At 63.2% G+C, this 12,747-nt stretch carries 12 protein-coding genes; 4 read left to right on the forward strand and 8 right to left on the reverse strand.

All coding sequences use genetic code 11. From position 1 onward, the window contains the following. The first annotated feature begins 64 nt into the window (after positions 1-64). A complete protein-coding gene (locus ACHMXB_RS01305; RefSeq protein WP_395402093.1) occupies positions 65-1,399 on the forward strand; it encodes an MFS transporter in 1,335 nt (444 codons plus the stop codon). A gap of 247 nt (positions 1,400-1,646) precedes the next feature. Continuing rightward, entirely contained in the window at positions 1,647-2,912 is a 1,266-nt protein-coding gene (locus ACHMXB_RS01310) for a S8 family serine peptidase (RefSeq protein ID WP_395402095.1), read from the forward strand. A gap of 616 nt (positions 2,913-3,528) precedes the next feature. Here the strand turns inward: ACHMXB_RS01310 and ACHMXB_RS01315 are convergent. Then, positions 3,529-4,020 (reverse strand): hypothetical protein, encoded by a 492-nt coding sequence (locus ACHMXB_RS01315; RefSeq protein WP_395402097.1) that lies wholly within the window; start codon positions 4,018-4,020, stop codon positions 3,529-3,531. Positions 4,021-5,270: 1,250 nt separating this feature from the next. On the opposite strand from ACHMXB_RS01315, the gene ACHMXB_RS01320 reads away from it, so the two are divergent. Further along, positions 5,271-6,539, forward strand: a complete 1,269-nt coding sequence (locus ACHMXB_RS01320) for a S8 family serine peptidase (RefSeq protein ID WP_395402099.1) — start codon at positions 5,271-5,273, stop codon at positions 6,537-6,539. Between the two features lie 156 nt (positions 6,540-6,695). On the opposite strand, the gene ACHMXB_RS01325 is transcribed toward ACHMXB_RS01320, so the two are convergent. Then, entirely contained in the window at positions 6,696-7,424 is a 729-nt protein-coding gene (locus ACHMXB_RS01325) for an SDR family oxidoreductase (protein ID WP_395402101.1), read from the reverse strand. A 115-nt stretch (positions 7,425-7,539) separates the two neighbouring features. Next, the gene (locus ACHMXB_RS01330) at positions 7,540-8,208 is read right to left on the reverse strand and encodes a nitroreductase (protein WP_395402103.1); all 669 of its coding nucleotides are present in this window, start codon (positions 8,206-8,208) and stop codon (positions 7,540-7,542) included. A 158-nt stretch (positions 8,209-8,366) separates the two neighbouring features. Here ACHMXB_RS01330 and ACHMXB_RS01335 point away from each other — a divergent pair, with 158 nt between their 5' ends. Continuing rightward, positions 8,367-9,017 carry an FMN-dependent NADH-azoreductase gene (locus ACHMXB_RS01335; protein WP_395402105.1) on the forward strand — a complete coding sequence of 217 codons (651 nt, stop codon included), beginning with the start codon at positions 8,367-8,369 and terminating at the stop codon, positions 9,015-9,017. A 210-nt stretch (positions 9,018-9,227) separates the two neighbouring features. Here ACHMXB_RS01335 and ACHMXB_RS01340 read toward each other — a convergent pair whose 3' ends face one another. The 5 genes from ACHMXB_RS01340 to ACHMXB_RS01360 form a co-directional block, all read right to left on the reverse strand. Then, positions 9,228-9,713 carry a MarR family winged helix-turn-helix transcriptional regulator gene (locus tag ACHMXB_RS01340; protein ID WP_395402107.1) on the reverse strand — a complete coding sequence of 162 codons (486 nt, stop codon included), beginning with the start codon at positions 9,711-9,713 and terminating at the stop codon, positions 9,228-9,230. An 86-nt stretch (positions 9,714-9,799) separates the two neighbouring features. Beyond that, a complete protein-coding gene (locus tag ACHMXB_RS01345; protein WP_395402109.1) occupies positions 9,800-10,582 on the reverse strand; it encodes a GntR family transcriptional regulator in 783 nt (260 codons plus the stop codon). A 234-nt stretch (positions 10,583-10,816) separates the two neighbouring features. After that, positions 10,817-11,464: a hypothetical protein gene (locus ACHMXB_RS01350; RefSeq protein ID WP_395402111.1), complete on the reverse strand. Its 648-nt coding sequence runs from the start codon at positions 11,462-11,464 to the stop codon at positions 10,817-10,819. Positions 11,465-11,899: 435 nt separating this feature from the next. Further along, positions 11,900-12,196, reverse strand: coding sequence for a prevent-host-death protein antitoxin of TAS system (locus ACHMXB_RS01355; RefSeq protein ID WP_395402113.1), 297 nt, complete (start codon positions 12,194-12,196; stop codon positions 11,900-11,902). Further along, on the reverse strand, positions 12,156-12,734 hold the full coding sequence (locus tag ACHMXB_RS01360) for an HNH endonuclease (RefSeq protein ID WP_395402115.1): 579 nt from the start codon (positions 12,732-12,734) through the stop codon (positions 12,156-12,158). The genes ACHMXB_RS01355 and ACHMXB_RS01360 overlap by 41 nt, the downstream gene beginning before the upstream one ends. Positions 12,735-12,747: the final 13 nt, after the last annotated feature.

A 12,747-nucleotide genomic window follows, 5' to 3' on the forward strand; every position in this document is an offset into this window, starting at 1 on the left:
CTTGAGTGCAGGCGAGAGCCAGGCACCACTTCGCACCCATAAGCAGCTATACGACAAGGACGTCATGACCGTTCACCTCACCCCGGAAGGCCGGCTTGAGCACGCCCTCTCCCGGCGGGTCCGCTTCAAGACAGCGTTCTCAGGGACCTTGGGCACCGCGCTGGAATTCTATGATTTCGCCATTTACGGACTTGCCGCAGCCACAGTCTTCAAACAGGTGTTCTTCGCCGAAGCAACCCCCGCCGTCGGCCTCATCGCAAGCCTGGCCACGTTCGCCGTCGGTTACGTCGCTCGACCCGTCGGCGGAATTATCCTGGGCGCGGTGGGGGACCGGATCGGCCGGAAGGCCATCTTGGTTGGGACGGTGGTGCTCATGGGCGTGGCCTCCACGCTTATCGGAGCCCTGCCCACCTACGGCCAGATCGGGGTCTGGGCGCCGGCACTGCTCGTGCTGCTGCGCATCATTCAGGGACTCGGCGCGGGCGCCGAGCTGGCTTCAAGTTCCACCCTGCTGGTCGAGTCCGCCGAACCCACCCGGCGCGGATTTGTCGGCTCCCTGGTGGGCATCGGAACCAACGGCGGCACCCTCCTGGCCTCTGCAGTCTGGCTGGCAGTCTCCGCCCTGCCCAAGGACCAGCTTCTGGCCTGGGGCTGGCGCATCCCCTTCCTGCTCAGCATCATCATCGCCGGCGTCGGACTCTGGATGCGGCGGTCTGTGGCTGAAAGCCCCACGTTCGACGCGCACAAGGAAAGCGCCGAACAGCAGAGCATCGTCAGCATCTACCGCCAGCTCCTGAAAACCAGCCGCGGCAAAATGCTTGCCAGCCTAGGCCTGCGGTGGGGCGAAAACGGCATCTCCACCATCTTCCTGGCCTTCTTCGTGGGGCAACTGGTCACCGTCGCCAAGGACAACCCCGGGCTCGGTTCGCTGGCCATCATAGTTTCGGCCGTCGTCGGTTTCGTCACCGTCCCCCTGGGCGGCCTGCTGTCCGACCGGTTCGGCCGCCGCCGCATGTACCTCGCCCTGAGCACCTTCCAGCTGGTGGTGGCATTCCCTGCCGTGTGGATGGTCCAGACCGGCGAGACCATTTGGGTACTGCTGGCGTTCGTTCTGGCCTACAGCGTGGGCGTCATGGGAATGTATGCCGTCCAGTCGGCCTACATGGCGGAGCTCTTCGGATCCCGGGCACGCCTGGCCGCCGTCACCTCGTCGAAGGAGCTCGGCGCTCTGACCTCCGGCGGTGTGGCGCCGCTGGTCTGCGCGGCGCTCGTCGGAGCTTTCGGCAACCTCTGGGCCGTGGGAGCCTACATGGCGCTGCTTGCCATCGTTTCCGTTGTCTCGGCGCTGGTCCTGCCGGAAACGAAGGGGCGGGACCTGCTGGCCGAGGCAGACGCCTGAGTAATGCCTAATCGGAGCGTCCGGCGGGCTCCCCGCCGGACGCTCATGGAGAGGGCAAAGAGTAAGGTGGTACCGCCGTCGTCCGTCTTTCAGGGCGCGGCGGCGCCTAAATGCCGGCAAAGTCCCGAGTTTTTGTCCAGCAGTCGTCCTCCTGGCACGATTCACGCCGCCATAGCTGGACAAAAACTCGGGGTAATGTTCCGGCAGGCACTAGGTCGCCGGGCCGGATTGAAGCAAGATGCTCGGTATGAAAAAAGTCGTTACAGCCAGCCTCGCCGCAGTTGCCGTAGGTTTTGGCGCACTCACCGTAACTGTCCCGAGCAGCGCGGCAACGGAGCCGCAGCAGGTCTCCGGTCAGATCATCGTCAAGTTCCGCGACAACGGCGCGGCGCTTGGCCTGCTTCGCCAGAACGGTCTCAGCAACGGCGCTGGCATCGGCAGCACCGGTGCGCATCTCATCAAGGTGCCTGCCGGCAAGGAATCCCAGCTCATCGAATCCCTGAGCCGGAACGCGGCCGTAGAATACGCCGAACCGGACCAGCTCGTGACCGCCGCCGTCGACGACCCGTACTTCGGCCGCCAATACGCACTGCAAAACCTGGGTCAGTCATTTACCAACACCGACGACACGCAAACCATAGCCAAGGGCACAGACGACGCCGATGTGGACGCTGTCGAAGCGTGGAGCCTCACGACCGGTAAGGGCATCACGGTTGCCATCGTCGATACCGGTGTCGCAATCGACCACGAGGACATCTCGGAGAAGGTGGTGGCACGCGAGAACTTCAGTGATTCGAAAATCGTCAATCCCGAGGACTATGACAAGTACGGCCACGGCACGCACGTTGCCGGCATCGTTGCCGCCGTCCATAACTCCACGGGTGTTGCAGGGGTGTGTCCGGACTGCTCCATCCTGGATGCCAAGGTGCTTAACGACAGCGGGTCCGGCTCCAGCTCAGCCATCGCCAACGGCATCAACTGGGCAGTCAAAAACGGCGCCAAGGTCATCAACATGAGCCTCGGGCAGCGCGTCTCTTCGCGCGTGCTCGAAACAGCGGTTAACAATGCCTGGAACGAGGGCGTGGTGCTGGTGGCTGCAGCCGGCAATGCCGGTACCCAGGCCAAGATCTACCCCGGTGCCTATCCCAACGTCATCTCCGTGGCTGCAACCGACAACAATGACAAGAAAGCATCCTTCTCGACCTACGGCAAGCGGGTGGATGTCGCGGCTCCGGGTGTCGACGTTTACTCGACGTTCCCGATCCACCCCTTTGCTTTGGGTACGCAGAGCGGACGGTCCATGGGTTATGACATAGCCAGCGGCACGTCCATGGCCTCACCTGTTGTCGCCGGCGTCGCCGCGCTTGTCTGGAGCACTCCTGCCGGTACCGCCAACAACTTAGTCCGTGAAAAAGTTCAATCCACCGCTGACGCCAAGGTTTTCGGGACCGGCACCTACTGGAAATACGGCCGGGTGAACGCATGTAGGGCTGTCGGTAGCGACTGCAAATAACGGTAATACTGGAAAGGTCTTGAGCCGGCGTGACTCAGCAAAAAACTGACGGGCTAGCGGCACTGTCTTACCGACAATCTGTCCGCCGGCTCAAGGTCCGCCAAGGGGTGTTGAGCCAGGGGCCCCTTGGGTTGGAACGGGACGGTCTATTGGTCGGGCTCAATTGGTCCGGCGCGCGAGCCACCAGATACGACGTACTGCCCTCATGCTGCCCTGTCATCCTCCGCATGGGGGATATGGAAAACGAAACCTGTCTTGAAAGTGGCAAAGCGACGATGCGTCTGGCTACTGACAGGATCCTGCATCTCGTTGGCTAGGAATACAACGCTTCAGCTTGCGGACGTGGTGGAAGCCATCGAGGCCGCCCACTCGCTAAGCGGAGGACGTAGTCTCCCGCTGCTTGTGGAGATCAACGGCATCCATCTGGCACTAGAAGTCAGGGAATACATGCTGAAACACGGGACCGCTTCTGCGGTCGCGACCGTGGGTGCGACAAGCATGGACCGGGTACAGGCTGCATGGATGCGCCGGAACAGCAGCTTCCCCCAAGCGTATTTCACCTGCCAGGAGGATGCCCTGGAACGGCTGACCGCAACGATACCCATGTGCCGTACTTCTAATCGGCCCCCGGCGCAGCAGCATTGCTGATTGAGGGACGCTGCCCGGACCGGTAGGCAGAGGCGATGACTGGTTCGAGTTCTTCGATCACGGTACGGTTCCCGGGGAGAACCACATGGGCGAGAAATTCCGATTCGAACGTAGCAACCCCTGCTGCCACCGCTGCGAGTTTGGCGTCTGTCGACAGGGCGAAGGCATGCCAGAACCTGCGGGCATTGAGCTCCTGGGCTTTTGCTGTAACTTCCCGGCTATGGACCTCCGCGACGTCACTCCGGACAGCGGGGCTTCCGTCAGGCTGCGGTAAAGAGATGACAATGCGGAACTGCCGTCCGCAGGCCCTGAACGCGATGGCGTTGATGTGCCCGCGTTGACTGAAACGAACATCGGTGGCCCCAAAGTTTAGGAGCGCCCGCTCGACGTGTGCCCGTGAATCCCCAGCGCTGAAGGAGTCACCACGCGTGTAAAAACTCCGGGTATCAAAAGTTGTCATCGTCCAACTATGCGCCCCAATGGCGCCCTCCGGGATGAATAGAGCTACAGCAACGCTTTTCTTCAAGAACTGCAGGTGCAATGCGGTCTGCCAGGCCTAGTGTTGGGTGTGTCGGCACATGCCGCGCAACTACCCTCAGGGAGGGTGCATGAACTCCAGACAGTCCAGCTCCGAACAATTCATGCTGTATCTGAAAAGTCTGGGTGGTTCAGAAGCTGACGTTACCGGACCTGCCTGCGCGGTCAGCGATGAGGACACCGTGGAGACCGTAGTCTCGCGGCTGAGGATGGGGAAGTACGCGCGTGGCAGTAACCTCGTGGACCCTTCAATTCTTCACACCTCCGCACAGGTCCTAATCAGCAGGCGCGACGAGAGCGATCCCAGCCACTAGCGGAGATCCGAAGAAGGGGATTAACAGCTCGATATCCACCTCAGTGGTTCCGGCGCAACCAGGGAAACCATTCCCATGAAGTGCCTGAAAGACGCCAAGGTCTGGGCGAGGGTACTACTGGACGCCGGTAGCCCTAATAGACGGCCAGCTGGCTATTAGGCGCTAATGCGCCCATGCTGGTCAAGAGCAGAGCGATGAATCGGTCGAGCAACGGCCTCGGAATCGTGAACCTCAGGCGTTCCCCCGTCAGTGCCGTTACGCAGTCAGCGGTTCTGACGGACTGCGTCACAGCCCGCGGCAACGCCCTATTTCGAGCATCAACGTGTCCGGTGCTCTACCTAGCCGGCATGCAGATCAAGTCCCGGGTTCCATGACCGAGGCCGTACGCTACGCGGATGGAACAAGTCTGAAGGCCTAGCGGCTGCGCCGTTACCTGGTCCATCCGGAAATCTGCTCCCTCCGTGGCTAAGTCCACCGAGGCTTTGAAGACCTTACCGTTGCACGGGACCCGCACTGGGCGAAAACTTCCCCTACTTGCGCGAAGGTGACCGCCTGGAGATCAGCATCGAGAAGCTGGGCCGCCAGGAGCAGAAGATGGTCTCATTCACAATGCAGTAATGCCGCCTGAGGGCCGCCCTTTGCCCGATCCCGCCGCTTTGGTGAGGGCAAAGAGTAAGGTGGTGCCGCCGTCGTCCGCTTTTCAGGGCGCGGCGGCGCCTAAACGCAGGCAAAACCCCCGAGTTTTTGTCCGGCTATCGTCGTCTTGGCCCGTTTCAAGCCACGACAGCTGGACAAAAACCCGGGGTAACTTTCCGGCAAACGCTAGGTAGCCGGGGCGCCGTGAAGCAAGATGCTCGGTATGAAAAAGCTCGTTACAGCCAGCCTCGCCGCAGTTGCCGTAGGTTTTGGCGCGCTCACCGTAACTGTCCCGAGCAGCGCGGCAACGGAGCCGCAGCAGGTCTCTGGGCAGATCATCGTCAAGTTCCGCGACAACGGCGCGGCGCTTGGCCTGCTGCGCCAGAACGGCCTCAGCGACGGCGCTGGCATCGGCAGCACCGGCGCACACCTCATCAAGGTGCCGGCCGGCAAGGAGTCCCAGCTCATCGAATCCCTGAGCCGGAACCCGGCCGTTGAATATGCCGAGCCGGACCAGCTCGTCACCGCCGCCGTCGGCGAACCCGACCCGGACTACTTCCCCCGCCAGTACGCCCTGAACAACGAAGGGCAGTCATTTACCAGCACCAACAACTCGGTAGCCGTGGCAGGGGGCACTGTCGACGCCGATGTTGACGCGGTCGAAGCATGGGACGTCACTACCGGCGACGGCATCAAGGTTGCGGTGCTCGACACCGGTGTCGCCACGGACAATGACGACATTGCAGCGAAGGTGGTTCTACGCGCCAACTTCAGCACCGCCGCAACCGGGGAAGACAATTACGGCCACGGCACCCACGTGGCCGGCATCATTGCCGCCACCAAGGACACGGATGGTGTCTCCGGCGTATGCCCGGACTGCTCCATTCTGGACGGCAAAGTTATAAGCGACAGCGGTTCCGGCTCTACATCGTCCATTATCAATGGCATCAACTGGGCGGTTGCAAACGGCGCCAAGGTCATCAACATGAGCCTGGGTCAGCCCGTTCCGTCGCAGGCCCTCGAGGCTGCCGTCAACAATGCATGGAATAACGGGGTGGTGGTCGTAGCCGCGGCCGGCAATGCCGGTACCGAGGTCCCGATGTACCCGGCCGCCTACCCCAACGTCATTGCCGTCGCCGCGACCGACAACAACGATGCCAAAGCCTCCTTCTCCACCTACGGCCAGTGGGTGGATGTGGCAGCGCCCGGGGTCGATGTCTACTCGACGTTCCCGAAACACCCCTTCACCATCGGTACCCAGAGCAACCGCGAGATGGGCTACGACATCGCCAGCGGCACCTCGATGGCCTCACCCGCCGTCGCCGGCGTTGCCGCGCTTGTCTGGAGCACACCTGCCGGCAGTGACAACAAGTCAGTCCGTGCCACAGTCGAATCAACCGCCGACGCCGCGGTTGTGGGCACTGGTTCTTACTGGGCGCATGGCCGCGTGAACGCGTGTAAGGCCGTGGCTGGTGTGTGCGACCAGCCGTGAAGTTAGGACTGGAGCGACTGCACCACTGACAGGTGTCCGGCGCGGTCCGTGATGAGGCACTTAGCCAGGTAGAGCGGCCGGTTCGAGGGCCGTGAGCAAGGTGGTGCCGCCGTCGTCCTTAATTTCCAAGGGCGCGGCGGCGCCGTCGCGGGCGAGTCAGGAGAGCCAGTCGGCGTAGTGGGTGGGGGCGAGGTGGGCGTTTCTGTCGGTGAGGACGTCTCCCTTGACGACGGCGAACATGCCGGCACTCGGGTCGGGAACGACGGTACGGCTGTCGCCCTTGCGGGACAGGGTGATCCGGCCCAGCTCGTCCAGCGAGAAGATCTCGGGGCCGGCAATGTTCCGGATGCCATTCAGCGGTGCGCCTGCGGCAACCTCGGCCACGGCGTTGGCAACGTCCTTGGCGGCGATCGGCTGGATCGGCGTGGCGGGCAACCGGACAGTGTCGCCGTCGGCGGTCCAAGACAGAACTGCGTCCACGAACTCTATGAATTGCGTGGCCCGGACGATGGAGTAGGGGATCGGCCCGGCCGCGAGGATGTCCTCCTGGAGCACCTTGGCCCGGTAGTAGTCCAGCTCCGGCACTTGCTCCGCGCCGACAATGGAGAGGATGACGAAGTGGCCGACGCCGCCCTTCTGGGCCGCGGCCAGAAGGTTGTCCATCGAGGTTTGGAAGAAGGCGGGGGAGGCTTCGTCGAAGGTTGGGGAATTCGTCAGGTTAACGACGACGTCGGCTCCCGCCAGCGCTTCGTCCAGTCCCTTGCCGCTGATGACGTCTACGCCGGTGGACTGCGAGTGCGGTACCGCCTCGTGCCCGGCGGCGTTAAGGTTCTTGACGACCTGGGACCCGATCAGCCCGGTACCGCCGATGACTGCGAACTTCATGACATGCCTTTCGTTGGGATTACGTGCGGAATACCTGACGCATGAACCACATGTGGGTGGCCTGCGCCCCACTCAGACAGGTTCTGTCCGAGTAAATCGGCCGAGGGCGCCGGTGTTAGTAAGCATCGACGAACGTGGCCGTCTCGTCCAGAGGCGCCCGGCCCGTACGGTCATCGCCCACGGTGGGGTCCTGGTACCCAATCGACATGCCACAGAAAAGGACGAGCTCGTCCGGAGGTGACAGGACCTCCGCGACGGTCCTGCGATACTTCGCCCATGCCATCTGCGGGCAACTGTGCAGCCCTTCGGCGCGGAGAAGCAGCATGACGGTCTGCAGATACATGCCGACGTCTGCCCATTGGGCAGGGCCCATGTCGCGGTCGATGTAGCAGAACAGGGCGGCGGGCGCGCCGAAACAGTCCCAGTTCGCGGAAGCAGCCCTCTGGCGCGCCTCCAAGTCCTCGCGCGGAATACCGAGTGCCCCGTAGCGCTGTTCTCCGAAGGCGGACCGGCGCTCGAGGTACGGGGACTTCAGTGCGGGCGGGTACATCTCGTACTCCGGCTCGTCCCAAGGGTCGCCCGCGGCCACGCGCTCACCGGCGCGCTTCTTGAGTTCGGCCAGCGGCCCGTCGGTCAGCACGTATGCGTGCCACGGCTGGAGGTTGGATGAGGACGGCGACCAAGCCGCTGCGGACAGCACGCCTTCCAGCACTTGCCTCGGGACATGCCGATCGGTGAATCCGCGCACCGCTCGTCGGCTGGTAACCGCCTCATAGACGTCCATCGTCGTCTTTTCTCCTGCCTCTCAACGTGTGTGTTTTCGTCACATACGAGATAGTATCATTCGATACTATCTCGGGACTAGCTTTCGCCGAGTAGTAATCGCCTAGCCCACGATTCCCCGCTCCGGCGGGAGCGGGCACCTTAATTAGGAGAAAATCCATGACAACTCTGCTGCACATCAACTCGTCTGTGTTCCCAGGCGAGGCGTCCTCGTCCCGGTCGGTCGCGGACGTGTTCCGCAAGGCCTGGGAGGAGCAGTACCCAGAGGGCGCGGTGATCTACCGCGACATCGCCGCCAACCCTGTCCCGCACATCACCGCCGATGCCCACACTGCCGGGTTTGCCGCGCCGGCCGAGCGGACGCCGGAGCAGTCGGCCGCGTTCGCCGCGCGCGTGAAGCTCATCGAGGAGCTGGAGCAGGCGGACGCCGTCCTGATCGGCGCCCCCATGTACAACTTCTCGATCCCGTCCACCCTCAAGGCGTGGCTGGACAACGTGATCCTGCTGGGACGCACCGCTGGGGAGACCCCCTCCGCCCAGGGCACCCCGGTCACCGTAATCGCCAGCCGCGGCGGCTCATACGCGCCGGGCACCCCGCGCGAGGGCTTCGAGTTCGTACAGAACTACCTCGAGTCAGTCCTCAAGGGCGCCCTCGGCCTGGACGTCGACTTCATCGTCCCGGAGCTCACCATGGCACCCCGCAATCCGGCCATGTCTGAATTGGTTCCGTTCTACGAGGCCTCCCGGGAGCGCGCGTTCGAGGCCGCGACCACCAGGGCCAAGGAACTCGCGGCTCGGCTCACCGCGTAAATCCACGGGCTGAGGACGCCGTGTGACGCCTCGACCCGGGGCCGCCACGCGGCGTCTTCGTGGCCCGCGCCATCAGGGACGGTGACGGGGCACTTTCCGAAGCAGGGGCGGCGGGCAGCGACCATGCTCGGAGCTTGCAAGGGCGGGTTCGCCGCGAAAGCCGCATGAGGGGAAACGCGCCCTGCCGGCACGCGATCCGTGCGCGGGGGCTTACGCCTCGTCGTCTTCAGGGTAGGCAAGCCGGGTAAGAAGGTCCGTCAGCTGCTCGGCCTCGCCCGTCCCCAGTTCGGCGACCAGACGCTCAGCCAGCGGCTCGGCCGCCACATGGGCTGCATCGAAAAGCTCGAGTCCCTGAGGCGTGATCTCCACTGCCCGTGCCCGCCGGTCCCCCGGAACGGACTTGCGTACGGCAAGCCCCTTACGCTCCAGGTCGTCCACGACCCGCATGATTCCCGCCTTGTCCGACCCCGTCAACGCTGCCAAGTCTCGCTGCACCGTGGGTCCGCGATCGACGAGCACAATTAGCACGGCAAAATGCCGCAACTCGATGCCGTGCGGCCGAAGTGCTTCCGCCATCACCGAGGCCGCGTGCCAGTGCGCCCGACGCAGCAGCAGGCCGAGGGCGAAAGGCGACTTATCACCGGGGCGGTCGGTCGCACGCGAGGCAGTGGTTTTGTGAGGAGCATCGGGGGTCATGAGGCCACGTTACAACCATCCGTTCACTCGAGACGGTATCAAGTGAAATTAGGCCCGGGCGGAGTGCACGAGTACCTGTTGCAGTACTAGGACTGGAGCGACTGCATCACTGAGAGGTGCCCGGCGCGGTCGGCGATCAGGCACTTCGCCAGGTAGAACGGCCGGTTTGCGTGCCGGACGTACTGGGTCAGAACCAGCACCGGGTCCGAGGGCCGCAGGTCCAGCAGTTTGGCCCGGCTCGGTCCCACCTGGCTCAGGCCGATCTGGCACTCGCCGGGTCCGAGTCCCCGGCCAGCCGCTTTATTGAGGGCCGTGAGCAAGGTGGTGCCGCCGTCGTCCTTTACTTCCAGGGGCGCGGCGGCGCCGCCGGCGAAACTGACCGGCTGGGCGGAGATGTTTTCCTGCAGGTGCGCCATGGGCTCGCCGTCGCGGATCAGGACGGACTCCCACAGCCAGACCTCGGTGCCGGGTTCGACGCCGACGCCGGGGGCGACGAATTCGGAGGCCGGCTGCTTCTCGACCTGGATGCGCTTGATCTCGACCTGATGCCCGGGGCCGCCGAGGACGTCCTCGAAGGGGCGGATGCGTTCGATGCCGATGCGGGGGAGGGTGTCGGAGACGAACCGGCCGACGCCGCGGCGGGCGCGGATGAGGCCGTCCTCCTCGAGGAGCATGAGGGCTTCGCGGACCACGGTGCGGCTGACCAACATGCTCGTGCCGAGCTCGGTCTCTGTGGGGAGCATGGAGCCGGGCTGCAGCAGGTTGTTGCGGATGGCTTCGGCGATCCGTGAGTAGACGGCGACCCGGAGCGGTGAGCCAGGCTGGGCCTCCACCGGCTGGGACAGGAACCGGACGGCGTCGTCGTGCACGTTATGCCTCGCTTGCGGGTTGTTTGGGGATTCCCAGCGTAGCAAGTGGTACGGGCTTGTTGGACAAGCTGCGATGCTCACGCGTGCTCGTAGCAACACCTTCGCATGGAAAAGAGTGGATGTGGCCACCTGAACCAGGTGGCCACATCCACGGCGGTTGGCAAAGAATGCGATTCAACGCAGACTGCCACCTGCGTCGGTTTTACCGGTGTACCGGCTCCGTTACCGAATCATCTAGAAGGTCCATTCCCAACCGGCATTGCCGGTGGTCAGGTAGCTCTTGAAGACAAGAGTGCCCTTCGTCTGTGGGAGATCAAGAGCGATCTTGGCCTTCACCTTTTCTGCGGGACCTACTCCAGTGGTGGGCACCATCTGCTCGTCGGGGAGGCACGAGAAGGCCCCGTTCGTCCCGAGATTGCCATTGAAAGTCGTTCCATTGGCGCCGACAAATTTGAACATAGCGCCGTTCATGTCGAACTTGTCGTAGCCATCCCCCTCCTTGGCAAGCTCTGGCGTGGTTTCGATCGTTACGTCCAGCACTACGAGATGGCCGTTTTCCAGGGCCTGTGGGTATGGGCCGGTGCATGGGGCGTCTACAGTAATGGAATTGACCGTGAAATTGACGAGACGGTTGTTCTCCTCGTCGCTTACGCCCGATGCTTGGCGCAGCTTTTTCACGATGTTGCCCCGCGCGGACCGCACGACAGCAGGAGTCGTCGGCGTCGTTGTTGTGGGTGATGGTGTGATCGCCTCGACTGATGGTGAGGACGGAGGGTTCGACGCCGTAGTCGGAGCGGTGGACGATGGTCCGCCGCAGGCAGCCAAAGCTAGGCCTGCTGCCGCAATCGTGGCAGCGCTTGCCACATGCTTTAGGTAGTTCATTCTCGGGTCCCCATGAAATCGTTGATGCGGATGGTGCCTGAATCATATTGGATTCGGCACACACATTCTGTACCGACGGCTCCGGCTGCCGGCCGAGGTTTCTTTGATTCGGCCCGGTGAAGGCGGCCACGAAGAACGGGACGGCTAGCGGGGCGTTCTGGGCGCGCGCAACAGGGACCAGTCTGCGTGGTTCTCACGCAGCGCGTTGATTGCGTAGTAGTCCATCGAGTCCTTCGTGCGGCGGCTTACACCCACTCTAAATGGCGCCACGGACATTCACTGTGGAGGACGAGTCACACCCGCCGTCTAAGAAGCGAAAATCCATCCCGATAAGAAACGAAAATCTATCCCGAGTTTTTGTCCAGATAATGGCCGCTCCAAGGCCTTCAGGAGCCATTTTATCTGGACAAAAACTCTTCAAAAGTACCGCAATGATCAACGGTCGCCGCGCAGGTCGGACAAAATTTCGGCGGTAATAGCACCAGATTGAACGCGCGCCAGGATCTGGAAATCGACAGGGTTTGCGCTCGCTCGGCGCACGCTCCGGGTCAGAAGCAGGTGCTCAAGAGGGGAAGCGGCAGGAGGTATCAATGTCGCTGCCACTCCGCCGTTGCTAGTGACGCCGATGGTTTCGCCGTTCTTAACGCGCTCGAGAATCTTCGTACAGCGCTCAAGAGCGAACGACACCGGTTCACGGGAGCGGCTGCCGCGCGCCGACCCGGACGGCATCATCGAACAGAGCGTAAACGGAACGCCGTCGTTCCAGTCTTTCCTGCAGCGCAGTCGATGGGATCCGGGCGCCCTTGGCCCGGTTGCACTTGCTGCACGCCGCGACGAAGTTCTGCAGGCTGGTGGAGCCGCCCTTGGACCACGGGTAGAAATGGTCGCCGTGCTCTGCAGGGCGCGAACAGCGCCGGCTGAAGCCCCCTTCCATTTCACATTGACCGCCTGCCCTAGCCATCCCTTCGCGGCGCTGCTGCCGGGTGAAGCGGCGGACCGGATCCCGGCGTCTAACGTCGCGGCTCTGGATGACGCGCACGGTGACGATCAAGACGACGACGAGCACACCCGGGAGCGCGACCGCGGCCAGGACGGCGTCGAACATCTGGCTGAATACCCCGGTCACGGTAGTGGCCCGTGGGCTAACCGCGGGGTGCAGGGTATTCGACCTGACCGCGAAGAAAGCGGCGGCGATGATCCAGATCGTCAAGGCGACCATGGCCAGCCGGAGCGACTGACGGGCCCAATAGATGAGCTTCAGTTCCAACATCCGGGTCTCTCCC

The organism is Arthrobacter sp. UC242_113, from assembly GCF_044054585.1.
Classification (GTDB): Bacteria; Actinomycetota; Actinomycetes; order Actinomycetales; family Micrococcaceae; genus Arthrobacter.

Coding starts and splice junctions, on each gene's coding strand:
- ACHMXB_RS01315 (WP_395402097.1), bottom strand. CDS start 4,020: ATGACAACTTTTGATACCCGGAGTTTTTACACGCGTGGTGACTCCTTC.
- ACHMXB_RS01350 (WP_395402111.1), bottom strand. CDS start 11,464: ATGAACTACCTAAAGCATGTGGCAAGCGCTGCCACGATTGCGGCAGCA.
- ACHMXB_RS01340 (WP_395402107.1), bottom strand. CDS start 9,713: ATGACCCCCGATGCTCCTCACAAAACCACTGCCTCGCGTGCGACCGAC.
- ACHMXB_RS01355 (WP_395402113.1), bottom strand. CDS start 12,196: ATGATGCCGTCCGGGTCGGCGCGCGGCAGCCGCTCCCGTGAACCGGTG.
- ACHMXB_RS01320 (WP_395402099.1), top strand. CDS start 5,271: ATGAAAAAGCTCGTTACAGCCAGCCTCGCCGCAGTTGCCGTAGGTTTT.
- ACHMXB_RS01325 (WP_395402101.1), bottom strand. CDS start 7,424: ATGAAGTTCGCAGTCATCGGCGGTACCGGGCTGATCGGGTCCCAGGTC.
- ACHMXB_RS01360 (WP_395402115.1), bottom strand. CDS start 12,734: ATGTTGGAACTGAAGCTCATCTATTGGGCCCGTCAGTCGCTCCGGCTG.
- ACHMXB_RS01305 (WP_395402093.1), top strand. CDS start 65: ATGACCGTTCACCTCACCCCGGAAGGCCGGCTTGAGCACGCCCTCTCC.
- ACHMXB_RS01310 (WP_395402095.1), top strand. CDS start 1,647: ATGAAAAAAGTCGTTACAGCCAGCCTCGCCGCAGTTGCCGTAGGTTTT.
- ACHMXB_RS01335 (WP_395402105.1), top strand. CDS start 8,367: ATGACAACTCTGCTGCACATCAACTCGTCTGTGTTCCCAGGCGAGGCG.
- ACHMXB_RS01330 (WP_395402103.1), bottom strand. CDS start 8,208: ATGGACGTCTATGAGGCGGTTACCAGCCGACGAGCGGTGCGCGGATTC.